The organism is Arthrobacter sp. RT-1 (assembly GCF_003367205.1).
In the GTDB taxonomy this organism is placed as follows: domain Bacteria; phylum Actinomycetota; class Actinomycetes; order Actinomycetales; family Micrococcaceae; genus Arthrobacter.
Genome location: NZ_QRGQ01000015.1, coordinates 1 through 26,817, shown reverse-complemented (window position 1 = coordinate 26,817; position 26,817 = coordinate 1). Strand labels below are relative to the sequence as shown.

At 66.3% G+C, this 26,817-nt stretch carries 19 protein-coding genes and 1 pseudogene; 15 read left to right on the top strand and 5 right to left on the bottom strand.

The annotated features are described in order from the left end of the window. Positions 1 to 830 (bottom strand): annotated as a pseudogene (locus DXK94_RS14060) (13E12 repeat family protein); the annotation flags it as partial. Positions 831 to 1,069: 239 nt separating this feature from the next. Between DXK94_RS14060 and DXK94_RS14055 the strand changes: the two are divergent. Beyond that, positions 1,070 to 1,636 (top strand): type 1 glutamine amidotransferase domain-containing protein, encoded by a 567-nt coding sequence (locus tag DXK94_RS14055; protein WP_115525455.1) that lies wholly within the window; start codon positions 1,070 to 1,072, stop codon positions 1,634 to 1,636. 128 nt (positions 1,637 to 1,764) lie between these two features. Further along, positions 1,765 to 3,240, top strand: coding sequence for a DHA2 family efflux MFS transporter permease subunit (locus DXK94_RS14050; protein WP_115525454.1), 1,476 nt, complete (start codon positions 1,765 to 1,767; stop codon positions 3,238 to 3,240). A gap of 69 nt (positions 3,241 to 3,309) precedes the next feature. Here DXK94_RS14050 and DXK94_RS14045 read toward each other — a convergent pair whose 3' ends face one another. Together DXK94_RS14045 and DXK94_RS14040 are read right to left on the bottom strand one after the other, a co-directional pair. Then, a complete protein-coding gene (locus tag DXK94_RS14045; RefSeq protein ID WP_079596857.1) occupies positions 3,310 to 4,146 on the bottom strand; it encodes an alpha/beta fold hydrolase in 837 nt (278 codons plus the stop codon). A gap of 71 nt (positions 4,147 to 4,217) precedes the next feature. After that, positions 4,218 to 4,889: a TetR/AcrR family transcriptional regulator gene (locus DXK94_RS14040; protein WP_115525453.1), complete on the bottom strand. Its 672-nt coding sequence runs from the start codon at positions 4,887 to 4,889 to the stop codon at positions 4,218 to 4,220. A gap of 226 nt (positions 4,890 to 5,115) precedes the next feature. On the opposite strand from DXK94_RS14040, the gene DXK94_RS14035 reads away from it, so the two are divergent. From DXK94_RS14035 to atzF, 5 genes are read left to right on the top strand one after another with little or no spacing between them, the layout of a single operon-like run. Then, on the top strand, positions 5,116 to 6,618 hold the full coding sequence (locus DXK94_RS14035; RefSeq protein ID WP_115525452.1) for an amino acid permease: 1,503 nt from the start codon (positions 5,116 to 5,118) through the stop codon (positions 6,616 to 6,618). A gap of 54 nt (positions 6,619 to 6,672) precedes the next feature. Next, positions 6,673 to 7,548: an urea amidolyase associated protein UAAP1 gene (locus DXK94_RS14030; protein WP_115525451.1), complete on the top strand. Its 876-nt coding sequence runs from the start codon at positions 6,673 to 6,675 to the stop codon at positions 7,546 to 7,548. Beyond that, positions 7,545 to 8,222 (top strand): urea amidolyase associated protein UAAP2, encoded by a 678-nt coding sequence (locus DXK94_RS14025; RefSeq protein WP_115525450.1) that lies wholly within the window; start codon positions 7,545 to 7,547, stop codon positions 8,220 to 8,222. The genes DXK94_RS14030 and DXK94_RS14025 overlap by 4 nt, the downstream gene beginning before the upstream one ends. Continuing rightward, positions 8,219 to 11,980 (top strand): urea carboxylase, encoded by a 3,762-nt coding sequence (gene uca / locus DXK94_RS14020; RefSeq protein WP_115525449.1) that lies wholly within the window; start codon positions 8,219 to 8,221, stop codon positions 11,978 to 11,980. The genes DXK94_RS14025 and uca overlap by 4 nt, the downstream gene beginning before the upstream one ends. Next, positions 11,977 to 13,761, top strand: a complete 1,785-nt coding sequence (atzF, locus tag DXK94_RS14015; protein ID WP_115525448.1) for an allophanate hydrolase — start codon at positions 11,977 to 11,979, stop codon at positions 13,759 to 13,761. Before uca ends, atzF begins: the two co-directional genes overlap by 4 nt. Here atzF and DXK94_RS14010 read toward each other — a convergent pair. Then, positions 13,709 to 14,605 carry an alpha/beta fold hydrolase gene (locus tag DXK94_RS14010; protein WP_115525447.1) on the bottom strand — a complete coding sequence of 299 codons (897 nt, stop codon included), beginning with the start codon at positions 14,603 to 14,605 and terminating at the stop codon, positions 13,709 to 13,711. The genes atzF and DXK94_RS14010 overlap by 53 nt on opposite strands. 69 nt (positions 14,606 to 14,674) lie before the next feature. Between DXK94_RS14010 and lysS the strand changes: the two genes are divergently transcribed. The 5 genes from lysS (at position 14,675) to DXK94_RS13985 (ending at position 22,386) form a co-directional block, all read left to right on the top strand. Next, positions 14,675 to 16,213, top strand: a complete 1,539-nt coding sequence (gene lysS, locus DXK94_RS14005; RefSeq protein ID WP_115525446.1) for a lysine--tRNA ligase — start codon at positions 14,675 to 14,677, stop codon at positions 16,211 to 16,213. A 2-nt stretch (positions 16,214 to 16,215) separates the two neighbouring features. Continuing rightward, entirely contained in the window at positions 16,216 to 16,407 is a 192-nt protein-coding gene (locus DXK94_RS14000; protein WP_079596849.1) for a hypothetical protein, read from the top strand. Between the two features lie 138 nt (positions 16,408 to 16,545). After that, complete coding sequence (locus tag DXK94_RS13995; protein WP_115525445.1) at positions 16,546 to 16,881, top strand: Lsr2 family protein; 336 nt, start codon at positions 16,546 to 16,548, stop codon at positions 16,879 to 16,881. Positions 16,882 to 17,238: 357 nt separating this feature from the next. Beyond that, complete coding sequence (locus tag DXK94_RS13990; RefSeq protein WP_079596847.1) at positions 17,239 to 19,731, top strand: ATP-dependent Clp protease ATP-binding subunit; 2,493 nt, start codon at positions 17,239 to 17,241, stop codon at positions 19,729 to 19,731. Between the two features lie 537 nt (positions 19,732 to 20,268). Further along, positions 20,269 to 22,386, top strand: a complete 2,118-nt coding sequence (locus DXK94_RS13985) for a prolyl oligopeptidase family serine peptidase (RefSeq protein WP_115525444.1) — start codon at positions 20,269 to 20,271, stop codon at positions 22,384 to 22,386. Between the two features lie 288 nt (positions 22,387 to 22,674). On the opposite strand, the gene DXK94_RS13980 is transcribed toward DXK94_RS13985, so the two are convergent. Beyond that, positions 22,675 to 24,150, bottom strand: a complete 1,476-nt coding sequence (locus tag DXK94_RS13980; protein WP_258868556.1) for an amino acid permease — start codon at positions 24,148 to 24,150, stop codon at positions 22,675 to 22,677. Between the two features lie 428 nt (positions 24,151 to 24,578). Between DXK94_RS13980 and DXK94_RS13975 the strand changes: the two genes are divergently transcribed. The 3 genes from DXK94_RS13975 (at position 24,579) to DXK94_RS13970 (ending at position 26,666) form a co-directional block, all read left to right on the top strand. Beyond that, positions 24,579 to 25,088, top strand: a complete 510-nt coding sequence (locus DXK94_RS13975) for an amino-acid N-acetyltransferase (RefSeq protein WP_079596844.1) — start codon at positions 24,579 to 24,581, stop codon at positions 25,086 to 25,088. Positions 25,089 to 25,249: 161 nt separating this feature from the next. Further along, positions 25,250 to 25,504 (top strand): hypothetical protein, encoded by a 255-nt coding sequence (locus DXK94_RS21695; RefSeq protein ID WP_258868555.1) that lies wholly within the window; start codon positions 25,250 to 25,252, stop codon positions 25,502 to 25,504. Then, positions 25,452 to 26,666: an FAD-binding oxidoreductase gene (locus DXK94_RS13970; protein ID WP_258868554.1), complete on the top strand. Its 1,215-nt coding sequence runs from the start codon at positions 25,452 to 25,454 to the stop codon at positions 26,664 to 26,666. The genes DXK94_RS21695 and DXK94_RS13970 overlap by 53 nt, the downstream gene beginning before the upstream one ends. Positions 26,667 to 26,817 lie beyond the last annotated feature (151 nt).

The following is a 26,817-nucleotide window of genomic DNA, read 5'->3' as shown; positions in this document are numbered from 1 at the left end:
AGGAGGCGGTGGGCCAGGACGTCGGCGCGTCGTTGGGGCAGGGTGCGGGTTTCGTGGGGTCCCTGGAGGCCGCGTGCCATGGCGGTGGTGCTGTTCCAGATCGCTGACGCCGAGTCGGCGGGCAGGTACGCGGAGAACCAGGCCATCCCGTTGCGGTCCGGGCAGTGCTCCACCCGCCGGTCGGCGACGCTCTTGGCGTGCCGCTTCTCGAGGGATTCGGGGTGATGCCGCTCCCGCCAGGTGCGCACCTTGTGCCGGAACCGCGACGGCACCAGTTCCCCGGGCGCGGCCCCGCGCGCCCGATGAGGCGTATCCGAATCGAAGAAATGCGCGACCAGCGCGGCGCCAGCGGCCGGGTCCAGGTCCGCGGTCTCGTCAGCGATGATCCGCGCGTGCAGCCAGGACACGTTCCCGGCAGCCAGCGCATCGATGGCCGGCGGCAGCGCACACAACTGCCGGGACTGACGGACGAACGCCCCCGCGGCCCCCGAACCGATGGTCAGGACGCCGCCGATCTCCTCCACGACGGACATCTCAACAAAAGCCCGCTCCTGCAGGGAAGCAGTGGGCGGGGTCATGGCCTCCTGCAGTTCGAGGGCCTCGGCGGCATCCCGGGCCTTGATCGCTGCGACCTGCGCCTCCAGCCGGGAAACGAGGCCCATCCGTTTCAGCCGGATCTCGTACTGCCGTTCCAGCACATCAACCCCGGCGCTCCCGTCAACGACGGTGGCCGCCTTCATACCTTCTTCTTCAAGGAACAGCGCGTTGACGGCAGCCATAGTGGCAAAAACACCCTCCAATGGTGCTGCTATCACTGTGCTGTTTCCCATATCTAAATCATCCTGGGAGGGTACGACATTCTTTGGTACGTTGCCCAGTCAGGGCGAGATGGCGCGTCAGGCCAGCCTGCCGCCGTCGTAACCCTTAAAGCCCGCCCGCACTCCAATAGTCAGCTTGCTTATTACTTTCACCTTTCCTAGGCTGGAAACCGTCAGGCAAACAACTCTCGAAGCGGTAGTCCGCGCCCTGAAGCAGACGCGCTGCACGCCGCTTCACACGAGGAGGAAAAATGTCAGAACCCAGCATCACAGGCAAGAAGGTCGCATTCCTGCTGACGGACGGCGTGGAGCAGGTTGAGCTGACCAGCCCCTGGCAGGCGGTAAAGGAAGCCGGCGGCGTGCCCACGCTCGTGGCCCCCAAGGCCGGCAAGCTGCAGGGCTACAACGGCACGGAAAAGGGCGACACCTTCGACGTCGACCTCACCGTCGCAGAAGCCAACGCCTCCGACTACGACGCGCTGGTCCTGCCCGGCGGCGTCGTCAACGCGGACCACCTCCGCGTGGACAAAGACGCGCAGGGCTTCACGCGAAGCTTCTTCGAACAGCACAAACCGGTCGCCTCGATCTGCCACGGACCGTGGCTGCTCATCGACGCCGGCGTGGTGCGGGGCCGCAATGTCACGTCCTACCACACGCTCGAAACGGACCTCAGGAACGCCGCCGCCAACTGGACGGACCAGGAAGTAGTGGTTGACCAGGGCCTGGTGACCAGCCGGAACCCGGACGATCTTCCCGCGTTCAACAGCAAGCTGGTAGAGGAAATCTCCGAAGGCGAGCACGCAGGCCAGACCGCCTGACACCTTTTGTTCCCTCAGGGTTTGAAAAAAGATCCCGCGCGGAGGAATTACTCCAGCCGGTAGAGTGTTGCCATCTGCAGCGGCCATGTTCGCGCACCACACTCATTACTCTCCCTGAGGGAACACTCATGTCTACCGAAGTCTCTCCGCCCGCCAACGGCCAGTCCGTCAACACCGAAGGAATCAAGCCCGCCGCGCCGGAGAAGATGTCCCGCGAGTCCGTCACCATCATCACCACCCTGTTGGTGGCGACGTTTGTGGTGATCCTCAACGAGACCATCATGAACGTCGCCCTCCAGCGGCTCATGGTGGACCTCCAGGTGGATGCACCAACGGTCCAGTGGCTTTCCACCGGTTTCATGCTGACCATGGCAGTGGTCATTCCCACCACCGGCTTCATCCTCCAGAGCCTGTCCACCCGTGCCGTCTTCATGCTGGCCATGGGGCTCTTCGCCGGCGGCACCGCACTGGCCGCCGTGGCTCCCGGATTCGAGATACTGCTGCTGGCCCGCATCATCCAGGCGGGCGGCACCGCCATCATGCTGCCGCTGTTGATGACCACCATCCTCACGCTGGTCCCGATCGCCAAACGCGGGGCCGTGATGGGCAACGTCAGCATCGCCATCTCGGTGGCCCCGGCCATGGGACCCACCGTTTCAGGCCTGATCCTGGAGCACTTCACCTGGCGGTTCATGTTCGTGTTCGTCCTGCCCGTCGCCCTCGCGGCGCTGGCCATCGGTGCGAAGTACCTCACCAACGTGGGCGAAGCGGAGAAGACCAAACTCGACTTCGCGTCCGTACTCCTCACCGTCCCCGCGTTCGGTGGCCTGGTCTACGGCCTGAGCCAGATCGGCGGCGGCCACGGCGGCCAGGCGGGTCCGGGCACCACCGCGATTGCTGCCCTGGTTATCGGCGTGGCAAGCCTCGCCGTATTCGTCCTCCGCCAGCTCAGGCTGCAGAAGGCCAGTGCCCCACTGCTGGACCTCCGCGCGTTCAACTTCCGCATGTTCACCGTCTCGGTCCTGCTGATGGTGGTGGCCATGATGGCCCTGTTCGGCGGCGTGATCCTGCTGCCGCTCTACCTCCAGGAAGTCCGCGGCCTGGGCTCCCTCGAAACCGGGCTGGCGCTGCTCCCCGGCGGACTGGCCATGGGCCTCCTGGGCCCGGTCATCGGCCGGCTGTTCGACAAGGTTGGCCCGCTGCCCCTCACCGTCACCGGATCCATCCTGATGGTCGTGACCCTTTGGCAGTTTTCAATGCTCGACGCCGGCACGGAAGTCTGGTGGATCGTCACCTTGCACGTGGGGCTGAGTTTCGGCCTGGCGCTGCTCTTCACTCCGGCGTTTACCACCGGCCTGAACCCGCTGCCGCCGCACCTGTACTCGCACGGTTCAGCGATCATGAGCACCACGCAGCAGGTTGCCGGCGCCGCCGGCACGGCGCTGCTCGTGTCCATCTTCGCCGTGGTGTCCGCGACGTCGGGACTCGTCGCCGGGATGAGCGCCGCCTTCATGACGGCAACAGTCATCGCCTTCGCCGCCGTCGTCCTTTCCGCGATGATGCGCAAAACCGAAGGTGCCGGCGCGGGACACGGCGGGCACTGATCCCAACTGGGTAGCACTAACTGTCGTCCTGAGCCCTCAAAACGACAGTTAGTGCTACTTACATGGGGGTCAGCCGGCGTAGAAGTCGCTGAGTTCCTTGATCAGGACGTCCGGGGCCTTGATGGCGCCGTCGTGCCCGAAGCCGGGGAGGATGGTGTAGCTGGAGCCGGAGAGGACGTCGTGGATCTGCCCGCAGGCCACACCGAAGTAGGCCGGGCTCTTTTCGCCCACCACGATCAGCGTTTCGAGCGGAAGCGCCAGGAACGGCTCGGCCGGCATGTCCGCGGCGATGATCGCCTTGATCTCCCGGACGCCGGTCCGCATCAGCTCCCTCTGCTGCTTGCCCTCTGACGTGCCGGCGGTCAGCTTGTTGGCGAGGGTCAGCATGGACAGCGGCATCCGGGACGAGAACGGTCCACCTTCCTCGAGCCCGCGCTGGATCACGGCGAGGGCCCGGTCGTCATCGCCAGCGGCAGCCGCGGCCTCATATTCGGCGATCCACTCCGCCTTTACGCTGTGGTTCACGGATACCGCGGGATCGTACACGGCCAGCCGCTCAACCGGCAGCGTCCGAGCCGCGTGCAGTGCCACCGCGCCGCCGAAGCTATGGCCGAACACGTCCGTGCTGGACGTGTGTTTCATGACCGTGTCCAAATCGCGGATATCCACATCCAGCGTGTAGTCCTCCGGCTGGGGGGACGACGATCCGCGGCCGCGGCGGTTGAACGTGTGGACGGGCCGGCCCAGGGCGGCGCTCAGCTTTTGCGCGAACTTGGTGTAATCCGCTGCCGTCACCATGGATGGCGGGACAATCACCACGCCGGAGCCGGCGGAAGCCATATCCGTGCCGGTGGAGAAGAGCTCCAGAGTGCCGCCGTCGGGGGTCCTGATGTTCTCACGCGTCATGTTCCGAGCCTAGCTGAGCAACCTGAGCGCGGGCACCATGGACACTGCCGGCTGAAGGATCCGGAGGGGATCTAGGCGAGGCGCGAGATGAGCGCGGCGCTTTCCGCCCTGATGGCGGGCAGTTCTCCGGCCAGCCCGCAGAGGATCAGTCCCGCATCCGCGGCCTCCAGTGGAGATTCCGGGGTGGCCATGCCATCCGCGCGGAGGCTGATCAAGGATTCGACCAGGCGGAACGTGAAATCGCCGCCGCTGGCTTCCGGATGCCCGTCGCCGCCCGAGGGGGACAGGCTGGCGCCGAATTGCCCGTACAGGCCGCGCAGCTCCTGCCGGTCCGCGAGGAACCGGGCAAAGCGTGCGGTGCGGACTTCGGGCAGGTGGTAGAGGATTCCGAGGTTCCAGCGGGCGCTGCAGAGCTGGGTGCCGTCGTAAAGCGCGACGGCGTGAAGCCGGCTTCCGGCGGCAGCTTCACCTGTGGTGTCGGCTGCGACGGCCCGCGCGAACTTCAATCCGCCGCTCACGGTTCCCTCCAGCAGGTCCTCGAGGATGTCGTCCTTCGTCTTGAAGTGGTGATAGAGCGAGGACTGCCGGATTCCCACGGCGTCCGCGATGGATCGGGTGGAGGTGCTGGCGAAACCGTGGGTGGTGAAGAGTTCGGCGGCCGCATCGAGGATTTCGTCGCGGGCGGTGGCCCCCGGGCGGGAGGGCTGTTGGTGGCGAGGGCGTCCCGGTCCGGCTGAAGTCACCGCATCATTCTTGCATTCCCGTCCGGCCCGAAAACCGCGGAACGGCAATGTGAGGGGACGGAAATGAACCCGTAACAAGATGTCTATGTGCCTTTTACAGAGGTGAAACTGTTTGGGGACATGGCGCTGGAAAACTATCAATTGACCGGTAATCAGCAGCCTTCGGCCGAGCGCTGCGCTGCCGGGAGGTTTTATCCCCCCTGCCATTCCAGCCCCGGAGATTCCGATGACATCAACCGTTCTCCCCACCGTCCACCAGGACGATGCGGACCTGACGTCCCTTGGCTATGAGCCCACCCTTCACCGAAAGCTCGGCCGCTACGCTTCCTTTGCCGCCGGCTTCTCCTTCGTTTCGATCCTGACCACCATCTTCCAGCTTTTCGCGTTCGGCTACTCGTTCGCTGGGCCTGCGTTCTTTTGGACCTGGCCGGTTGTCCTGGTGGGCCAGCTCCTGGTGGCCCTGAACTTCGCCGAACTGGCCGCCCGCTACCCCTTGTCCGGCGCCGTGTACCAGTGGGCCCGGCGCGTGGGCGGTGAAAGTGTCGGCTGGTTCGCGGGCTGGTTCATGGCCATCGCCCAAGTGGTCACTGCCGCGGCCGCCGCCATCGCCCTGCAGGTGGTGCTGCCCCAGCTCTGGGACGGCTTCCAGATTGTGGGCGGCGATCCCGCCCTCAACACGGTCAGCGGTGCCGCCAACGCGGTGGTCCTCGGGGCCGTGCTCCTGGTGGCCACCACCATCATCAACTCGCTGGGCGTCAAGCTCATGGCGCACGTGAACTCCGTCGGTGTCACGTGCGAGATCGTCGGCGTCGTGGCCGTGATCCTCGCCCTGATCAGCGCTGCCCAGCGCGGTCCGGATGTCGTCGCGGACACCACGGTGCTGCAAAACTCAGAGCTCGGCGCAGTGGGAGCCTTCCTGGTTTCCGGTCTGATGGCCGCCTACGTCATGGTGGGCTTCAACTCCGCCGGCGAACTGTCCGAAGAGACCAAGGACCCGCGGCGCACCGCACCCCGCACCATCCTCTCCGCGCTGCTGATCTCCGGCATCGGCGGCGCACTGATGATCATCACGGCCCTGATGGCTGCACCCAGCCTCGACGACGGCCGGCTCGCCACCGAAGGTCTTCCCTACGTCCTCACCGCCGTGCTGGGCACGTTCTGGGGCAAGGTCCTGCTGGTGGACGTGGCCATCGCCATCTTCGTCTGCACCCTGGCGATCCAGACCGCCGGTTCCCGCCTCGTGTTCTCGATGGCAAGGGACGGGAAACTCCCCGCCTCCGCGCTGCTCTCCTCCGTCCACCCCACCCGGGGCACGCCCATGTGGCCATCCATCGTCATCGGCGCACTGGCCGTGGGTGTGCTGGCCATCAACGTTGGCAACGCCGCCCTGTTCACCACCTTGTGCAGCGTGTGCATCGTGATGGTCTACCTTGCCTACCTCCTGGTCACCGTGCCGCAGCTGGTGAACCGCCTCCGCGGCGACTGGAACCGGGTGGGGCAGACCATGCCCGCGGGCCTCTTCTCGCTCGGCCGCTGGGGGCTGCCCGTCAACATCCTCGCCGTCCTCTACGGCGCCGTGATGGTGGTCAACCTTGCCTGGCCCCGGCCCGAGGTCTACGACCCCTCCGGCGAGAACGGGATCCTCCTCTACTCGGCGCCGCTGATGGTGACGGCGGTCCTGCTCCTGGGCCTCTGGGTCCGCCGCCGGAACCTGGCAGCCAGCGCATAACAACCGCCAAGCAACCAAGCCTTAGAACCCAAGCCTTAGAACAACAGGACTGACATGACACAGACCATCGAAACACCAGCAACCGGCACAGCCACCACCGCCGGCGCCCGTGCCCACGCCCGGGAACAGCACGGCCGGACCGCGGACACCATGCGCTTCGTACCGGCCGCTTCCGCCCCCGCGCGCTTCACTGAGGAACTGCCCGACGGCGTTTTCCCCACCTGGGTCGAGTCCCTGGCCTTCGGCCGGTACACCACCATGACGCTTGCCCGCGGCACCCGCGTCCGGCTCACGGACACCGCCGGTGATGCCTGCGTGCACACCCTCCTGTACCGGGCCGGGGCCCTTCACGAACGCCTCAACACCGCGGACACCGTCAAGGTCCCGTGGCAGGCCTACCCCGGGACGGGCCACCCGCTGCTGTCCGACGCCGGCCGCCTGATGGCCACCATCGTCGCCGATACGTCCAACCGACACGACGCCCTGACCGGCGCCACCACCCTTAGCGGAAACACCGAGCGATACGGCGCCGGAACGGCCCACAGCGCGTCCCCGGCAGCCCGCGAACTCCTCACCCTCGGCGCCTTGAAGACCGGGCTGGGGCTCCGCGACGTGGCACCGTCGCTGACACTCTTCAAGGGCATCAACGTGGACCCCGCCGGCACTATCACGTTCACCGGAAGTGCCGGTCCGGGCGCCGCCGTCGAACTCCTGCTCCAGATGGACGCGGTGCTGGTGCTCGCCAACACCGCCCACCCCCTGGATCCCCGCGAAGGCTTCGCCGGAACCGCCGTCGACGTCGTCGCCTGGCACGCGCCGCAGGACCTCGCCGCGCTCGAGGCGGGCACCCTCGCCGGCCCCCTGGCGCCCGAACACCTGCAGGCACTCCGCAACACCGAACACGACCTCACCGCAAGGAACGCCCGATGAACACCGCCATTGACACCAAACCCATCCCGGCCCCGGGCGAAACCGCCCTGGTGCCCGGCGCCGTGGTCCTCGATGAATTCGTGGAAGCCAGAGGCCCCTGGTCAGCGGTAGTGGCAGCCGGCGACGTGCTGACCATCGTGGACCTGGAAGGCAACCAGGCCGTGGACTGCCTGCTGTACGCCGCTGAAGACACATCCGTCCGCTACTCGGCGCCCGTCACCATCGCCCGGCAGCAGTCGATCGTCCTGAGCACGGGTTCGGTGCTTCGCGCAGACACCGGAGCCCCGCTGATGACCGTGGTGGCAGACGAAGTGGGCGTGCACGACACCATCGGCGGGGCCTGCTCGCAGGAATCCAATACCCTCCGCTACGGCCAGCACACCCGCGAACAGCACGCCTGCGTTGAAAACTTCCTCATCGAAGGCTCCCGCTGGGGCCTGGGAAAGCGGGACCTGGTGTCCAACATCAACTGGTTCATGAACGTTCCCGTGGACCCGGACGGTGCCCTGGGCATCGTTGACGGACTGTCAGCCCCCGCCAAGCGTGTGGCGCTGCGGGCCGAGGTGGACACCCTGGTCCTCGTCTCCAACTGCCCGCAGGTCAACAACCCCTGCAACGGCTTCAACCCCACCCCAGTCCGCATGATCGTCACCCGGCCGGAGGCAGCGCTGTGAACACTTTCGACACCCTGCTGATCGCCAACCGCGGCGAAATCGCCTGCCGCATCATCGAATCAGCCAAGAAACTCGGCTTGCGGACCGTCGCCGTATTCTCCGAAGCGGACCGCGGCGCCCGCCACGTCCGCCTGGCAGACGAAGCGGTGCTCCTCGGCCCGGCGCCTGCCAAGGAGTCCTACCTCCGGGTGGATGCGCTCCTGGCAGCGGCGAAGTCCACCGGGGCAGGAGCGATCCACCCCGGATACGGGTTCCTGTCCGAGGACGCCGCTTTCGCCGAAGCCGTGGAAGCAGCAGGACTGGTCTTTGTTGGCCCCACCTCGGAACAGCTGCGCATCTTCGGCACCAAGCACACGGCACGCGACGCCGCCCGCGCCGCCGGCGTCCCCATGATCGCCGGATCCGGACTGCTGGCGGACGTGGCTGAGGCTGTAGAGGCAAGTGCCGCCATCGGCTTCCCCCTGATGCTCAAGGCCACCGGCGGCGGTGGCGGCATCGGCATGACGGTCTGCCGCACCGAGGCCGAACTGGTGGAGAGCTTCCCCCGGGTTGCCCGCCTGGCGGGGGCCAGCTTCGGCACCGCGGGCGTCTTCGCGGAACGCTACGTCGAAAACGCCCGGCACATCGAAGTCCAGGTTTTCGGGGACGGTGAGGGCCGGGTGGTCAGCCTCGGCGACCGCGACTGCTCCCTGCAGCGCCGGCACCAGAAGGTTCTTGAGGAAGCGCCGGCCCCCGACCTGCCCGAGGAGCTGCGCGAAGAACTGCACCGCAGCTCCCGCGCACTGTGCGCCTCGCTCAACTACCGCTCCGCAGGAACGGTCGAGTTTGTCTACGACTCGTCCCGCCGCGAAGCGTCCTTCCTGGAGGTCAATGCCCGGCTCCAGGTGGAGCACCCCGTCACCGAGGCCGTCACCGGGGTGGACCTCGTGGAGTGGATGCTCCGGCTGGCGCAGGGCGGCGCGGAAGCCCAGGGCGTACTCGCCGGCGTCCCGGACAGCCTGCCGGTTTCCGGCAACGCGGTGGAGGCACGCGTGTACGCCGAGGATCCGGCCCGCGGCTTCCAGCCCAGCGCCGGAACCGTCACCAACGCCGTGTACCCCGCTGCGGAGGATGTCCGCGTGGACGCCTGGGTGGAAACCGGCACCGAGGTGTCCACCAACTACGATCCCCTCCTTGGCAAAATCATCACCTCGGCAGCAACGCGTGCTGAGGCCTTCGACCGGCTGGCCGCAGCACTCGCCGGAACCCGGATCGACGGCATCGAAACCAACCTTGGAATGCTCCGCGCCGTGGCGGGACTGGACGTGGTCCGCAGCGTCGAGCACTCCACCAGCACCCTGGACTCCGTGGGCGATCCGCAACCGCGCATCACCGTGGACCGCCCCGGCCTGCAGACCAGCGTGCAGGACTGGCCCGGCAGGACCGGCCTGTGGCAGATCGGCGTCCCGCCGAGCGGCCCCATGGATGACCTGTCCTTCCGGCTCGGCAACACCGCGCTCGGCAACCCCGAAGGCGCCCCCGGCCTGGAATTCACCATGACCGGGCCCAGCCTGACCTTCACCCACGCCACCACCCTCTGCGTCACCGGCGCCGAGGTTACAGTGACGGTTGACGGGACGGAGGTGCGAGCCTGGGCGCCGGTGACGGTGCCCGCAGGCGGCACGCTGGACGTCGGCACTGCCGCAGGGCACGGGCTCCGCGGGTACATCCTGTTCCAGGGTGGCCTGGACATTCCGGAGTACCTTGGCAGCGCATCCACCTTCACGCTCGGGCAGTTCGGCGGACACGCCGGACGCGTCCTCCGCGCCGGCGACGTCCTCCGCACCGTGAAGCCCGCCGCCGGCACCGCAGTAACAGCGCCGGAAACAGCGGTGCCCCTCGACAGCCGGCCCGCCCTGACTTCAACCTGGGAACTGGCCGTGGCGGAAGGCCCGCACGGCGCCCCGGAATTCTTCCAGCGCGAAGACATCGAGGAACTGTACGCCGCCGAGTACGAGGTGCACTTCAACTCCGCCCGCACCGGCGTCCGGCTGACCGGTCCCAAACCCCGCTGGGCAAGGACCGACGGCGGCGAGGCCGGCCTGCACCCGTCCAACATCCACGACACCGCCTACTCCGTGGGCGCCCTCGACTTCACCGGTGATACCCCCATCCTGCTCGGCCCGGACGGCCCCAGCCTGGGCGGTTTCGTCTGCCCCGTCACCGTGGTGACGGCCGACCGCTGGAAGCTCGGCCAGCTCCGGCCGGGGGACAAGGTCCGGTTCGTTCCCATCGAAGTCAGCCAGGCACCGTCCGCCGGGGACCTCGGGCCCGGCCGGCAGCTGGTGCTGCCGGGTGACGCCGGCTGGTCGGCAGAGCTGTCAGGCAACCTGTCAGCGCACCTCTCAACAAAGACTGCAGCAGCGCCGGCAGGCAGGCGCGCTGGGCGAGGGGACGGCGACGACGGCGTGCTGGGCCGGGTGCCGGAAGGCGCCGGACGGCCGGCAGTCACCTACCGACGCTCAGGCGATGACAACCTGCTCGTGGAATACGGCGAGATGGTCCTGGACCTGGGGCTGCGTGCCAGGGTGCACGCCCTGCACCAGCACCTCGAACAGCTCCGCGTGCCCGGAATTGTGGACCTGACCCCCGGTATCCGCTCCCTCCAGATCAAGGTGGACCCGTCGGTCCTAACCACCAAGCGGCTGCTGGGCCTCGTCCAGGACATTGAGGCGGCACTGCCCGCGAGCTCCGAACTGGTGGTTCCCAGCCGCACCGTCCGGCTGCCGCTGTCCTGGGATGATCCGGCAACGAGGGAAGCCATTGAGCGCTACATGGCCGGCGTCCGTGATGACGCGCCGTGGTGCCCCTGGAACATCGAGTTCATCCGCCGGATCAACGGACTGGACTCCGTCAACGACGTCTTCGACACCGTCTTCAACGCGGAATACCTGGTCCTGGGCCTCGGGGATGTTTACCTCGGCGCCCCGGTGGCCACGCCGCTGGATCCGCGGCACCGGCTGGTGACCACCAAGTACAACCCGGCCCGCACCTGGACGCCGGAGAACGCGGTGGGCATCGGCGGGGCCTACATGTGCATTTACGGCATGGAAGGCCCGGGCGGCTACCAGTTCGTCGGCCGCACCACCCAGGTGTGGTCGCGCTACGCGGATTCGGCTCCCTTTGAGGCGGGCTCACCCTGGCTGCTGCGCTTCTTCGACCGGATCTCGTGGTACCCGGTCAGCCCCGAGGAACTCCTTGACCTGCGTGCCGACATGGCCGCCGGCAGGGGCCGCGGCGTCGAAATCGAGGAGGGCACCTTCTCCCTGGCAGAGCATGAGCTGTTCCTTGAGGAAAACCGTGAGTCCATCGCGGCATTCCGCGAGACGCAGGGCGCGGCTTTTGCGGTGGAACGGCAGGCATGGGCCGACGCCGGCGAGTTCGACCGCGCGGAGGCGCTGGCCGCCGGCGTGGCCCCCGCGGCAGACGACGTAGTGGTTCCCGACGGCGGGTCCCTCGTGTCCGCGCCGTTTGCTGCGAGCGTCTGGAAGGTTGATGTTGCAGTGGGCGACCGGGTGGCCAAGGGCCAGCCGCTGGTTTCCCTCGAGGCCATGAAGATGGAAACGGTGCTGGAAGCGCCCTGCGACGGCGTGGTGCTCCGCGTCCTGCCCGCCGCCGGTTCACAGGTGGTGGCGGGCGAGGCCGTGGTGGTTCTCGGCAGCGATGCCTTGGAGCCCGCGGACCTGGAAACCCCGGAACTGGAAGAGGCAGCAGTATGAGCAACCCCACCACCGGTACGGCCACAGCGCGGGTCAAGGCGGCGCTCGCCGCGATTGAAGCAGTGGACCGTCCCGAAATTTGGATCACCCTCCGCGGTGAGGCTGATTTGCTGGCCGAGGCCGATAGCATCGACGCGGCTGTAGCCGGCGGCGCCGACCTGCCGCTCGCCGGGCTCCTGCTGGCCGTCAAGAACAACGTGGACGTGGCGGGCATCCCCACCACGGCGGCGTGCCCCGGCTTCGCCTACCTGCCGGAGAAGGACGCGGACGCGGTGGCCCGGCTCCGGGCCGCCGGCGCACTCGTCCTCGGTGCCACCAACCTGGACCAGTTCGCCACCGGGCTCGTCGGCACGCGCAGCCCGTATGGTGCCGTCCGGGACTCCCGCCGCCCGGAGTTCATCTCCGGCGGCTCCAGCTCCGGCTCTGCGGTGGCAGTGGCGCTGGGCCTGGTGGACATTGCCATCGGAACGGACACTGCAGGATCAGGCCGGGTGCCGGCGGGGCTGCAAGGGATCGTGGGAATCAAGCCGACGCTGCACGTTGTGTCCACCACCGGCGTAGTGCCTGCCTGCCGGTCGTGGGACGCCGTCACCATCTTTGCCCGCCAGCTGTCCACGGCGGAGCTTGCGATGGGGGTGATGGCCGGCAGCGCGCGGACCTGGCCCAGCGATATCCGGCTGGCAGCACCGGCGAGGCCGAGCGTGGCCTACCCCGCCAGCCTGCCCGCCCTTCCGGACTCCTGGGCAGCAGAGTTCGGACGCGAGGTGGACCGGCTCCGCGACTCGGGCGTGGACGTCCGGCCCATCAAATTCGACGCCTTCCTGGACGCGGCGCGGCTGCTGTACGACGGGGCCCTGGTGGCCGAGCGCCATGCCGCCGTGGGCGACTACATCGAAACGGCCGACGCCGGCACGGACGGGCAGGCGGGCATCGACCCCACGGTGGGTGGAATCATCCGGGCGGCCGGCACGTTGCCTGCCCACCGCTACGTTGCGGACACCGCCAAACTGGAAGAATTGAAACGCACGGCGATGGCAGGGCTGGAAGGCTTCGACGCCCTGCTGGTGCCCACGGCGCCGTTCCACCCCACGCTGGCCGAGGTGGCCGCCAACCCTGTGGGGGTGAACTCCCTCATGGGCACCTACACGAACTTCTGCAACCTGTTCGACCTCTGTGCGGTGGCCGTCCCGGCAGGGGTGGTGGATGGTTCCCAGTTCGGGCTGACAGTAGTGGGCCGGACCTTTGACGACGCAGTCGCCGCCGACATCGCCCGCAGGATCGAAACAACCCCCGCTTCGCCGGAACTCTTTGCTGCCGGCGCAGTACCGGCAGTGACGGCGGCAGCCGGCCAGCCGTCGTCGTCCGTTCCATGGCCGGTGCCTGCCGGTGCTGTGGCGGTCCCGCTGGTTGTGGTCGGTGCCCACCGGAAGGGCCAGCCGCTGGCTCCGCAGCTGGAGGAACTCGGGGCGGTCTGGGATGGCCCCGTCCGGACGGCCGCCCGCTACCGCATGGTGTCCCTGGACACCATGCCGCCCAAGCCGGGCGTCTACCGGTCCGACGACGGCGCGGAGCTCGTGGGTGAACGGTGGCTTCTGTCGCCTGCGGGGCTTGGTTCGTTCCTGGCGTCCCTTCCCGAACCGATGCTGCTCGGATCCGTGCAGCTCTCCGACGGGTCAACCGCCGTAGGGTTCGCCTGCGACGCCGTGGCCGCCGCCGGCGGCGAGGACATCACGCGCTTTGGTGACTGGCTGGCGGACCGGAAGGAGCTCGTGAGCCCTTGAAATACTCCGAGATATCGGTGACGAGTTCATTGACGGCCGCGGGGATGGAGCCGTGGAAGCCCTTGGGGGAGAGCTCGTAGGTGCTGCCGGGGACGGCGGCGTGCAGCCGCTCCGCCGTGACCTTGTAGTAGCCGGGGCTCTTGCCGCCGGCCATGAAATGGGTCGAGGCGGGCAGCACGCTGAAGTCCCTGGCATGGTCGGCCTCGTTGTAGGCGGCGCGCAGCTCGCCCACGCCGCTGGGCATGACGTCCCGGAACATCCTGTTGATTTTGGTGTTCGAGACCAGTGCCATCAGCCCGGCCAGGACCGGCTCCGGAATCCTTGCCAGAGCGGTGCCGGGGCTGGTGGCCTTCTTCATGTGCGCCAGTGCGTGGCCCACCTTGCCGTTGTTGACGGCGTCCTCGAACCCGTCCAGCCAGGCGGTGTCGATGCTTCCGTCGATGTTCACCGCGGCGTCGTACACCGCGAGCTTGTCCGGCACGTAGGAGGTTCCGGTGAACTCCTGGACGGCGTTCAGGGCAACCGCCCCGCCCAGGCTGTGGCCCAGGATGTTCCGGGCTCCCGTGGCATCCAGGACAGTCCGCACGTCTGCAATTTCGGTGGTCATCGAGTAGTCCGCGGGCTGTTCTGATGAACTGCCGCGGCCGCGGCGGTCATACACGTCCACCGCCCAGCCGTCACCCAGGCCCTTCGCCAGCGCGACCGAAAACGGCCGGTAGATCAGTGCGGTCAGGAACGCCCCGCCGATCAGCACCACGCGGCGTTCCCCCGGCGCATCAACGGTGCCGTAACTGTATAAGGCCAGGCGGCCGCCGTCGTGCGTTGCAATGACCTGTTCTTTCACCACCCCATCGTAGGCGGGAGCCGGGGGAGCAGCCGCGAAGCCGGGCCAGCCCAACTCCCGGTAAACTTGATGACTGTGACTTCCCAAAACACCCCCGCCCCCAAGAACGCCCCAGAGCCCCTCGATGCCAGCGAGCAGATGCGGATCCGCATGGAGAAGCGCGCCAAGCTGATTGAGCGCGGCTCGGAGGCGTACCCGGTGGGCGTGGAACGGACCCACTCCCTCGCCGAAATCCGTGAAAAGTACGCCCACCTCGAGGCGGACGACACCACGGGCGACATTGTGGGCGTCACCGGCCGCGTGGTCTTCGTCCGCAACACCGGCAAGCTGTGCTTCGCCACGCTCCAGGAGGGCGGCACGGACGGCAAGGGAACCCGGCTGCAGGCCATGCTCAGCCTCGCCAACATCGGCGAGGAAGCGCTCGCTGACTGGAAAGCCCTGGTGGACCTCGGCGACCATGTGTTCATCAAGGGCGAGGTGATTTCCTCCCGCCGCGGCGAACTGTCCATCATGGCCGAATCCTGGACCATGGCCTCCAAGGCCCTCCGTCCGCTGCCGGTGCTGCATGCCGAGCTGAACGAGGAAACCCGCGTCCGCCAGCGCTACGTGGACCTGATGGTCCGCGACGAAGCCCGCGAAATGGTCTACACGCGTGCCGCCATCACCCGGTCCATCCGCGAAACGCTCTTCCGCCACAACTATGTCGAGGTGGAAACGCCCATCCTGAACCTGGTCCACGGCGGCGCGCTGGCACGGCCGTTCGAGACGCACATGAACGCCTTCGACCAGAAGATGACCCTGCGCATCGCGACGGAGCTTTACCTCAAGCGTGCCGTGGTGGGCGGCATCGACCGCGTCTACGACATGGGCCGTGTGTTCCGCAACGAGGGCGTGGACTCCACCCACAGCCCCGAGTTCACCACCCTGGAGTGCTACGAGGCGTGGGCGGACCAGTTCGTCATGGCTGAACGCATCAAGGAGATCATCCTCGACGCCGCGGACGCCGTGGGTGCGGGCCGCGTCATCCAGACGGACGCCGGGGAGATCAACCTCGACGGCGAGTGGGCCTGGCTGGCGGTCTACCCCGGGCTGTCCGACGCCGTTGGGCAGGAAGTCACGCCGGATACTCCGCTTGAGGTGCTTCGCGGAATCGCTGAGAAGCACGACGTCAAGGTCGATCCCAAGTGGGACGCTGAAAAGCTGGTGGTGGAACTCTTCGGCGAAATCGTGGAGCCCACCCTGCTGAACCCCACTTTCGTCTACGACTACCCGCCCTCCGCGCAGCCGCTGGCCCGCCCGCACCGCGAGGACGGCCGGCTCATCGAGGCCTGGGACCTGATCATCGGCGGCATGGAGCGCGGCACCGCCTTCTCGGAGCTGATCGACCCCGTCATCCAGCGCGAACGGCTCACCGAGCAGTCACGCCATGCCGCGGCCGGCGACGACGAGGCCATGCAGCTGGACGAGGACTTCCTGCGCGCGCTTGAGTACGGCGCCCCGCCCATGGGCGGCATCGGCCTCGGAATCGACCGCCTGGTGATGCTCTTCACCGGTGCGGGTATCCGGGAAACCATCCTCTTCCCCCTGCTGAAGCCCGAAGGGCACTGACCATGGAATACGTGGCAGTCCTCCTGCCCTCGCTGGTGGTGGGCCTCATCTTCTGGTTCGCCATGAGGGCAATCTTCAATGCGGACAAGTCCGAGCGCCAGGCGGAGGCCCGGGCCCAGGCTGAAGCGGATGCCCGCGCCGCGCAGGTCTCCGACGCGCAGCCGGCGGACCGTCCGGACCCCGAATCAAAATAGATAAAACCCCCTAATCTCCTGCCTTTATCCCCAAGGAACCATTTCGCGCTTTGACGCGTTGCCATAAAAAGAGTCATACTTTTAAAGGAAACATCCTGCTTTTCTGAAAACCGACCCTTTCCAAGAGGAAGACCTTTAATGGCACAGAAAGTAAACATCATCCTCGTTGATGATCTGGATGGGGGATCCGCAGACGAGAATGTAAAGTTTGGCCTCGACGGGGCCAACTACGAGATTGACCTCTCGGCGGCCAATGCCGCTGAACTCAGGTCTTCGCTTGAGCGGTTTATTGCCGCAGCGCGAAAGGCTTCGGGTGGCCGCGCCGCCACCCGCACCAAGGCTGCTCCTTCCGCGGGCCGCAGCCACGATTCAGCACAGATTCGCCAATGGGCGCGGGATAACGGCTACACCGTTAACAGCCGCGGCCGAATTCAGGCCGAAATCCAGGAAGCCTACCAAAAGGCAAATTCCTAGCCGCAGGCCAGGCGCTCGTATTAAGCCCTGCTTCCCCTTACCGGGAAGCAGGGCTTTTTCGGTTCCGCAAACGCTAAAAACCAAGGCGGCCCGCCGTCGTCGTAATTAATCCAAACTTTTGGGGTGGCGGGGTTAGCTGCTCCTCTTTCCTTCATGCAGGGATCAACTCACCAGTTCCGTCGTCAAAGGGGCCCTGGCACCCACAGCAGCCAGTCCGTGAGGCCGGCCTGTACGCGGCAGGGAAGGGTCCTGCCGATATTCCCGCAACCCCTCCGGTTTCCCCTGTGGCGAACACGCTCCACAAGTCCGGGCCCGCCACGTAGCATCAAAGTACGTCGTAGCTAGGAGTGTGGCGAAATGTTTGAGCGATTTACGGACCGTGCCCGTCGCGTAGTTGTGCTTGCCCAAGAAGAGGCACGCATGCTGAACCACAATTACATCGGTACCGAACACATCCTCTTGGGTCTGATCCATGAGGGTGAGGGCGTTGCCGCCAAAGCTCTTGAGTCCTTGAGCATTTCGCTCGACGGCGTTCGCGAGCAGGTGCAGGAGATCATCGGGCAGGGCCAGCAGGCGCCGTCCGGCCACATCCCCTTCACCCCCCGTGCCAAGAAGGTACTGGAGCTCTCGCTGCGCGAGGCACTCCAGCTGGGCCACAACTACATCGGCACGGAGCACATCCTGCTCGGCCTCATCCGTGAGGGTGAAGGTGTTGCCGCGCAGGTGCTGGTCAAGCTTGGCGCCGACCTGAACAGGGTCCGCCAGCAGGTTATCCAGCTGCTTTCGGGCTACCAGGGCAAGGAGACCACCGGTGCAGGCGTTGGTTCGGGCCAGCCCGAAGGCGCCCCTGCCGGTTCCGTTGTCCTGGACCAGTTCGGCCGCAACCTGACCCAGGCTGCCCGCGAGAACAAGCTGGACCCGGTCATCGGACGCGAGCAGGAGATGGAACGCGTCATGCAGGTCCTCTCCCGCCGCACCAAGAACAACCCGGTCCTCATTGGCGAGCCCGGCGTCGGCAAGACCGCCGTCGTCGAAGGCCTTGCCCAGGCCATTGTTCGCGGCGACGTACCGGAAACCATCAAGGACAAGCAGCTCTACACGCTGGACCTTGGCTCCCTGGTGGCCGGCTCCCGTTACCGTGGTGACTTCGAAGAGCGCCTGAAGAAGGTCCTCAAGGAGATCCGCACCCGCGGCGACATCATCCTCTTCATTGACGAGATCCACACCCTCGTTGGTGCCGGTGCCGCCGAAGGCGCCATCGATGCTGCATCCATCCTGAAGCCCATGCTGGCCCGCGGTGAGCTGCAGACCATCGGTGCCACCACGCTGGACGAGTACCGCAAGCACATCGAAAAGGACGCTGCGCTGGAGCGCCGCTTCCAGCCGATCCAGGTCAAGGAACCCTCCGTGGCACACGCCATCGAGATCCTCAAGGGCCTGCGTGACCGCTACGAGGCACACCACCGCGTCACCATCACCGACGGCGCCCTGGCCTCCGCTGCCAGCCTCGCCGAGCGCTACATCTCGGACCGGTTCCTGCCGGACAAGGCGATCGACCTGATCGACGAGGCAGGCGCACGGCTGCGCATCCGCCGCATGACCGCTCCGCCGGAGCTGAAGGCCATGGACGAGCGCATCGCCAAGCTGAAGATGGAGAAGGAGTCCGCGATTGACGCGCAGGACTTCGAAGGTGCCGCTGCGCTCCGCGACAAGGAGCAGAAGATGATCTCCGAGCGCTCGGAGAAGGAGCGCCACTGGAAGTCGGGCGGCATGGACGACATCTCCGAGGTGGATGAGGATCTCATCGCCGAGGTGCTGGCCAACTCCACCGGCATTCCCGTGTTCAAGCTGACCGAGGAAGAGTCCTCGCGCCTGCTGAAGATGGAAGACGAACTGCACAAGCGCGTGGTCGGCCAGAACGAGGCCATCAAGGCCCTGTCCCAGGCCATCCGCCGCACCCGTGCAGGGCTCAAGGACCCCAAGCGTCCCGGCGGCTCGTTCATCTTCGCCGGCCCCACAGGCGTCGGCAAGACCGAGCTGGCCAAGGCACTCGCGGAGTTCCTGTTCGGTGAAGAGGATGCCCTCATCACGCTGGACATGTCCGAATACTCGGAGAAGCACACCGTCTCGCGGCTCTTCGGTGCCCCTCCGGGCTACGTGGGCTACGAGGAAGGCGGCCAGCTGACCGAGAAGGTCCGCCGCCGTCCGTTCTCCGTGGTGCTGTTCGACGAAGTTGAGAAGGCCCACGCGGACCTCTTCAACTCGCTGCTGCAGATCCTGGAAGACGGCCGCCTGACCGACTCCCAGGGCCGCGTGGTGGACTTCAAGAACACCGTGATCATCATGACCACCAACCTGGGTACCCGGGACATCTCCAAGAGCGTCGCCACCGGCTTCCAGTCGGGCACCGACACGCAGACCGGCTACAACCGCATGCGTGCCCGCGTGACCGAGGAGCTCAAGCAGCACTTCCGCCCCGAGTTCCTGAACCGTGTTGATGACGTTGTGGTGTTCCCGCAGCTGACCCAGGACGAGATCATCGAGATCGTGGACCTGTTCGTCACCCGCCTGGAGAAGCGCCTCAAGGACAAGGACATGGGCATCGAGCTCACGCCCGCGGCCAAGGTGCTCCTCGCAACCCGGGGCTACGATCCCGCCATGGGTGCCCGGCCGCTGCGCCGCACCATCCAGCGCGAGATCGAGGACCAGCTCTCCGAGAAGATCCTGTTCGGCGAGATCCACGCCGGCGACATCGTCGTAGTGGACGTGGAAGGCGACGGCGACGACGCTAAGTTCACGTTCGCCGGCAACGCCAAGCCGCGCATCCCGGAAATCGCCCCGAGCGTCTAAAGCATCACCGTAAGGCCCCGCCAGCTCCCAGAGCAGGCGGGGCCTTCCGCTTTTAACCCGCCCCACCCAAAGGTTGAGTCCGGGGCTCCCGTCGGCTGGGTTCGCTGCGGCACCGGCGCCATTTGCCGCTTGCTGCTCGTCCCTCGCTTTGACGCAAGCTACACAAATGGCCCCGGCGCCCTCGCTAGGGGCGTCGGGAACAGGACGTGCCGCGACAGGTCCGGACTTGAGCGGTTCTGCCCCGCACAAACGGTGCTGGCCGGGGCCGTTTTTGCGGCCGCGGGCCGTTTGTGCTGTCGTCCTGCCGCGGCCCATCCGGTCCTTCCGCGCGAGGTGCCGGGCATCAGGGATTTATGTAGGCGCCGTCAAAGCGACGAAGGAGCAGGCGCCGGGAAATCTCTGATGGCCGGCTCCGGACCCAGCCACGGGAATGCGCCCAAGGAGGGGCGCCGGGGCCGGAGCGGACCCAGCCATGGAGACGCACCCACAGAGCGTGGCGGTTGTGACGGAGAGCACAACTCGGGTTGAATCAGGGGCATGGCTATCGAGAATCCGGTGATCCCGGACGAGCAACCTTTGACCGCTTTCCATGACCTTGACCATTACCTGTCCATCCCGCGGGTGAGTGGGCTGAGCCTTAGCCCGGACGGCACCCGGCTGGTTACTACCGTGGCCACCCTGAACGGTAAAGGCACCGAGTACGCCACGGCACTGTGGGAGCTGGATCCCGCGGGGCAGAAGCATGCCAGGCGAATCACGCGGAGCGCCAAGGGTGAGGCGGGTGCCGCCTTCGCTGCCAATGGCGATGTGTATTTCACCTCCGCGCGACCCGATCCCGAGAACCCGGACGAGGATCCCGTCAGTGCCCTCTGGCTGCTCCCTGCCGACGGCGGCGAGGCCCGGGTGGTTCTCAGCCGGCCCGGCGGTGTGGGGAGCGTGCTGACGGCGAGGAACGCGGGCTCAGTATTCGTCACGGCGGAGATCCTGGCCGGTTCCGTCGACGAGGAAGATGACGCCCGCCGCCGCAAAGCACGCAAGGACAACAAAGTCTCGGCCATCCTGCACAGCGAATATCCCGTGCGGTACTGGGACTCCGACCTTGGCCCCGGCCAGCCCCGGATCTTCGCCGTCGAACGGGGCGAGGATAAGGCGGCCGGCAAGCCCGCAACAGTGGATGCCACCGCGCCCCTGGTCCTGCGCAACCTGACGCCCGGCGCCGGTCCCCGGCTGCGGGAGGCGGAGACCGTCACCAGCCCCGACGGCCGGACCATCTTCACCAGCTACACCAAACCCCTCGCCCGGGCGGACAGCCGGTCCATCCTGGTGGCGGTGGACGTCGCTTCCGGCAACCACGAGGTGCTGCTGGACAGAGAAGGCATGAGTTATTTCCCGGGTCCCGTCAGCCCGGACGGCAGGACCCTGCTGGTGGTGAGCGAGAGCGACTCCACCCCGGGACGTGCCCCTGAGGTCAAGCTGCACCTGCTCGACATTTCCGGGAGTGCGGACGGGGCGGGCCTGCAACCCCTGGCCCACGACTGGGACCGCTGGCCCAAACCGGCAGCCTGGTTGCCGGACGGTTCAGCCGTCCTGGTCACCGCGGACGACGACGGCGCGTCGCCGCTTTTCCGGATCAGCGTTCCGGCGGCTGCCGCGGAAGTGAGCGTCACCCGGGTGACGCAGGACGCCGCGGCGTACACCGACGTCGTGGTTTCGCCGGAGGGCCGCAGCGCCTACGCCCTCCGCAGCTCGTACGAGTTCCCGCCGGAGGCGGTACGCATCAACCTGCAGACGGGGGAAACCACGAGGCTGCCGGCACCTGCGGAGCGGCCCGCCTGTGCGGGCAGGCTTGAGCGCATTGCCGCGACGGCTGCGGACGGTTCCCGCGTCCCCGCCTACCTTGCACTGCCGGAGGGTGCTTCAGCTGAAAGTCCGGCGCCGATGCTGCTCTGGATCCACGGCGGGCCGCTGGGCTCGTGGAACGCCTGGACCTGGCGCTGGAACCCATGGCTGCTGACGGCCCGGGGCTATGCGGTGCTGCTGCCTGACCCGGCGCTGTCCACAGGCTACGGCCAGGCGTACATCCAGCGCGGCTGGGGCTCCTGGGGCAAGGCGCCTTTCACGGACCTCATGGCGGTGACGGATGCCGCCGTCGGCCGCCCTGACATCGACGCGGGGCGGATTGCGGCCATGGGCGGCTCATTCGGCGGTTACATGGCCAACTGGGTGGCGGGGCAAACGGACCGGTTCAGGGCCATCGTCACCCACGCCAGCCTGTGGGCCCTCGACCAGTTCGGTCCCACCACGGACGCCTCCCAATACTGGCTAAAGGAAATGACCGGGGAGATGGCCCTGGACAACTCTCCGCACCTGCACGTGGAAAAGATCAGCACCCCCATGCTGGTCATCCACGGGGACAAGGACTACCGGGTGCCCATCGGGGAAGGCCTCCGGCTCTGGTACGAGCTGCTGTCCAAATCCCAGCTGGCAGCAGACCAGGACGGCCAGACGCCCCACCGCTTCCTGTACTTCCCGGACGAGAACCACTGGGTTCTCCAGCCTCAGCACGCCAAGGTCTGGTACGGCGTCGTAGAGCACTTCCTGGCCCGGCACGTCCTGGACCAGGATCTGCCTCTCCCTGCTGATCTGGGGCTCTAGTTCTTTTCGGCTGAGTCCGGCGGGAAAGCTGCGACATTTACCGCTTGCTGCTCCTTCGTCGCTTTGACGCAAGCTACGTAAATGTCCCAGCCTTCCCGCCTCGTGCCGGGCATCGCCCCGCCAAGGCGAGAGCCACGTAAGGTCCGCGCCTCCTTCGCCTCTTGCCGCTGTCGCCGGCCAAGGCACGAGCCATGTGTTGTTCCAACCTCGTGCCGCACGCGTGCCGCGCTCAGGACGACGCTACATATTGTCCCGGCCTTCTTTTCTTCGCCGCGCTGTTGGTCGGGGTTAGGGCGCTTCTACCGTTTCCAGGTGCTCGTCCTGCTCCTTATTCCGGCCTTTTTGGTGGCGGCCGTACTTGTAGTGGAAGTAGGCGTAGCAGGCTGCCACGAAGGGGATGCCGAAGTAGAGGGCGGTGGCCTGGGTGGGGTCGAAGCCGATGCCTATCAGGGAGATCAGGCACAGGACGAATGCCACGATGGGCAGCAGCGGAAACAGTGGTGCTTTGTATGCGAGGTCTGCGGTGCGGCCTCCTGACCGCACAAAAGCACGGCGGTGGAAGAAGTGGGAGGCCGTGATGGACATCCACACCCCAACCGTGGCGAACCCGGCGATCGACACCAGGACCAGGTACACGGTGGTGGGGGCAACCACGCTGCTCACCAGGGACGCCAGGCCGCCCAGCATGCTGACGCACAGGGCAAGCATGGGAATTCCCCGTTTTGTCAGTTTCCCCAGCGCCTTGGGTGCATGTCCTTCATCCGCAAGGGAGAAAAGCATCCTCGCGCAGGAAAACAGGCCGCAGTTTCCCGCGGACAAAAGGGCGGTGATGATGACGAAATTCATGACGTCGGCGGCGTAGGGAATGCCGAGCTGTGAGAAGACGGTGACAAAGGGGCTTGCCTCCAACGAGGCGTCCTCGTAGGGAACAGTGCAGGCAATCACAGTAATGGCACCAACGAAGAAAATCAGCAGGCGAATAACGGTGGTCCGCATCGCTTTGGGGATGTTGACGGCGGGATTGGCGGTTTCTCCGGCGGCAACGCCAATTAGCTCCGAACCGGAAAACGCGTAAAACACGGCAAGCGTGGTGATGAGGACACCGGTAATTCCATTGGGAAACAGTCCTTGGGGGGTATTCAGGTTCTCGCCGAGGAAGGGGTAAGCATTTTCAGCCAGCGGGTGGAAACCAAACAACGCCGCCCCGCCCAGGACGATCAGCCCGATGACTGCGCTTACCTTGATCAGCGCAAACCAGAATTCGGATTCACCGAAGACCCGCGACGAAATCGCATTCAGCGTGAACAGGACCGCGGCAAAAATAAAGCACCAGATCCAGACATCCACCTCCGGAAACCAGCGCTGCATCAAAAGTCCCGCAGCGGTGAATTCAGAGCCAAGGGCAACTGCCCAGCAGAGCCAGTAAAGCCACGCGGTGGCAAACCCGGTCGCGGGGCCAATGGACCTCGCCGCGTAGATGTGGAAAGCTCCGGACACAGGATAGGCCACGGCGAGTTCGCCCAGGCATGCCATCACCATGTAGACCACGGCCGCCCCGATCAGGTAGGCGATGATGGCGCCGAGCGGGCCGGCCTGGGCGATCGTGTAGCCGGAGCTAAGGAAGAGGCCGGAACCAATGACACCTCCCATCGCGATCATCACCAGGTGGCGGGCCTCCATGGAGCGCCGTAAGCCGCGTTTCTCGCTGTGCTCCTGGTCGCGCTTCGGTGGGGTGTCGGACAGGGTGGGGGAGCCTAAAGCCATTTTTCCTCCGGGGTGGGCATCATTGCCCATCGGCGTGACGGGGGTAACACCCGAAACACTGCTTGCTGACCATTGACCTGCGCAAACGTAAACGAGCGACAGCTCGGAACTCTATGGAGTCACGGCTATATCCAGCCGTCGAGCATAAGCACTGCTTCAACTCGACCCCTCCATGAAGCACAGCTGCTGGTCACGTTCTTCTGGACGCCGTGCCTATGCACCGAGCGAAGGCGCCGGGGCTATTTGTGTAGCTTCCTTTCTAAAGGGCCCACGATGTCAGGGTTCCCTGGCCGAGCTTGCGAGGCGAGGGGGCAGAGGGGATGGAGGAGCAGCAAGCGGCAAATAGCGCCGGTGGCGAAGCGGACGCAACCAGAGGGCCAACGCCGAGGAGAACGCAACCAGCGGCACCGTCGAACTAGGATTGGCCTGTGACTGACTCCTTCCATATCCGGCCTGCCCGCACGAGTGATGTGTCCGCCATCAAGAAGCTGGTGGCGCCTTTGGCGGACCAGCGGATCCTGATGGCGAAGGAGACGGTGGCCTACTACGAAAGCCTGCAGGAGTTCCGGATTGCGGAGTCCAGTGACGGCGACGTCATCGGCTGCGGGGCGCTGCACGTCATGTGGGAGGACCTGGCGGAGGTGCGCACCCTGGCGGCCTCGGAGGACTGGCGCGGCAGGGGAGTGGGGCACGTGCTGGTGGAGAGCCTGCTGGACGAAGCCCGCGCCCTGGGTGTGGCACGCGTCTTCTGCCTGACCTTTGAGGTGGACTTCTTCAAGCGCCACGGCTTCGAGGTTATGGCGGACCAGTCTGCGGTGGACCCGGTGGTGTATTCGGAACTCCTCCGCTCCCACGACGAAGGCGTTGCCGAATTCCTGGACCTTGCCCGGGTCAAGCCGAACACATTGGGCAACACCCGCATGATCCGGTTCCTCTAGAACCGCGCGGAACCGGGTCAGGGGCGCGAGCGCGGGGTCGTCCCATCGTGCCTAGTACTGTCCCGGATTATGGATGATTTTTCGGCCCTTCCTATCCATCCATTCGATGGATAAACTGGTTGAGGCTTGCTGGGGAGCAGCCCAACTAGTGAAAGCCAGAAATGCAGAATCTCCCTACCCATACGGCAAAAACCGAACTGCAGCTCCTTGTCCGCGGGCTGGTTTATGCCCCCGGCGACGCTTCCTATGAATCAGAAGCCGCAGCTTTCAATCTCGCCACCCGGCACACGCCGGACCTGGTCCCGGCCGCAGTCAACGCCGATGACGTCGTGGCTGCGGTCAAGTGGGCTTCTGCCCCGCAACATGTCCATTTCCGTCCAGTCCACGGGCCACGGCGCCGCGAACGCCATCACTGACGGCCTCCTTATCAGCACCCGCTACATGCTGGAGCTATCCATCGATCCGGAGGAGCAGTCTGCCCGCGTTGGGGCCGGCATCCGCTGGCGCGACGTCCTCCGCGCGGCTGCACCGCACGGCCTGACCGGCCCGCACGGTTCCACCACCGACGTCGGCGTGGTCGGTTACACCCTTGGCGGCGGGCTGCCGCTCCTGGGCCGCAAGTACGGCTTCGCCTCAGACCATGTCCTGGCTTTTGACCTGGTCACGCCCGACGGCGAACTGCGGCGTGTGGACGCCGTCAGCGAGCCGCGGCTGTTCTCCCTGCTTCGCGGCGGCAAGGGCAACTTCGGCATCGTCACCGCAATGGAGTTCTCTCTCTTCCCGGCCGACCAACTGTATGCCGGCGGCATTTTTTACGACGGTGTGCATGCCAAAGACGTCCTTGCCGGCTTTAGGAGCTGGACGCGGGACCTTCCGCTGGGGGCCTCTGCATCACTGGCCTTCCTGCGGCTGCCGGACATGGAAGAGGTGCCCGCTTTCCTGCGGGGCACGTTTGTGATGCACCTGCGGTTCGCCTGGCAGGGCAGCGAAGCGGAGGGTGCCGCCCTTGTTGCTCCCATGCGGGCCGCCGCGCCGGTTCTGGTGGACGCAGTGGGACCGCTCCCTTATGACAGGGTGGACGAAATCCACGCAGATCCGCAGCATCCCGTCCCCGTGCGCGAAGGCGGCATGCTCCTCAAGGGCTTTGGTCCCGGGCTCGAGGACGTCCTGCTTGACCTTGCCGGCCCGGACAGCCGCGCGCCGCTCCTGCTGACCGAAATCCGCCTGATGGGCGGCGCCCTGGCCGAACCCCTTGCCGGGGCCGCTGCCGGGGCGGATTGCCTGGGCGGCCGCGACGCCGGGCTCTCGTTCTTCACCGTCGGCATCATGGCGCCGCCCATCGCACACCTGGTTCCTGAAGCAATCGAGGCCGCCCGGGCGGCGCTGAAACCCTACGGCACCGGCGGCACCCTCGTGAACCTGCACGGCCATCTCGCCTCCCCGGACCTTGCCGCCAGTGCCTGGCCCGAAGAATTGCGGGGAAAAATGGCCGCGGCCAAGGCGGAGTTCGATCCAAAGAACCTCTTCCGCCACGGCCATGCCGTCCTCCCGTTGGTCCAGGAGGCCGCGGCGGCCTAGCTGTACTGAGTCAGGACGTTGGTTACAGGCGTGAATAGGTGAAGACCTCTTAGGTTGGTGGTTACCACACACAGCCAACGACTAAGAGGTCTTCATGATCCACCGTAATGCCCGTCTGACCCCGACCGGTAGGCGCATCCTCGTCGAACGT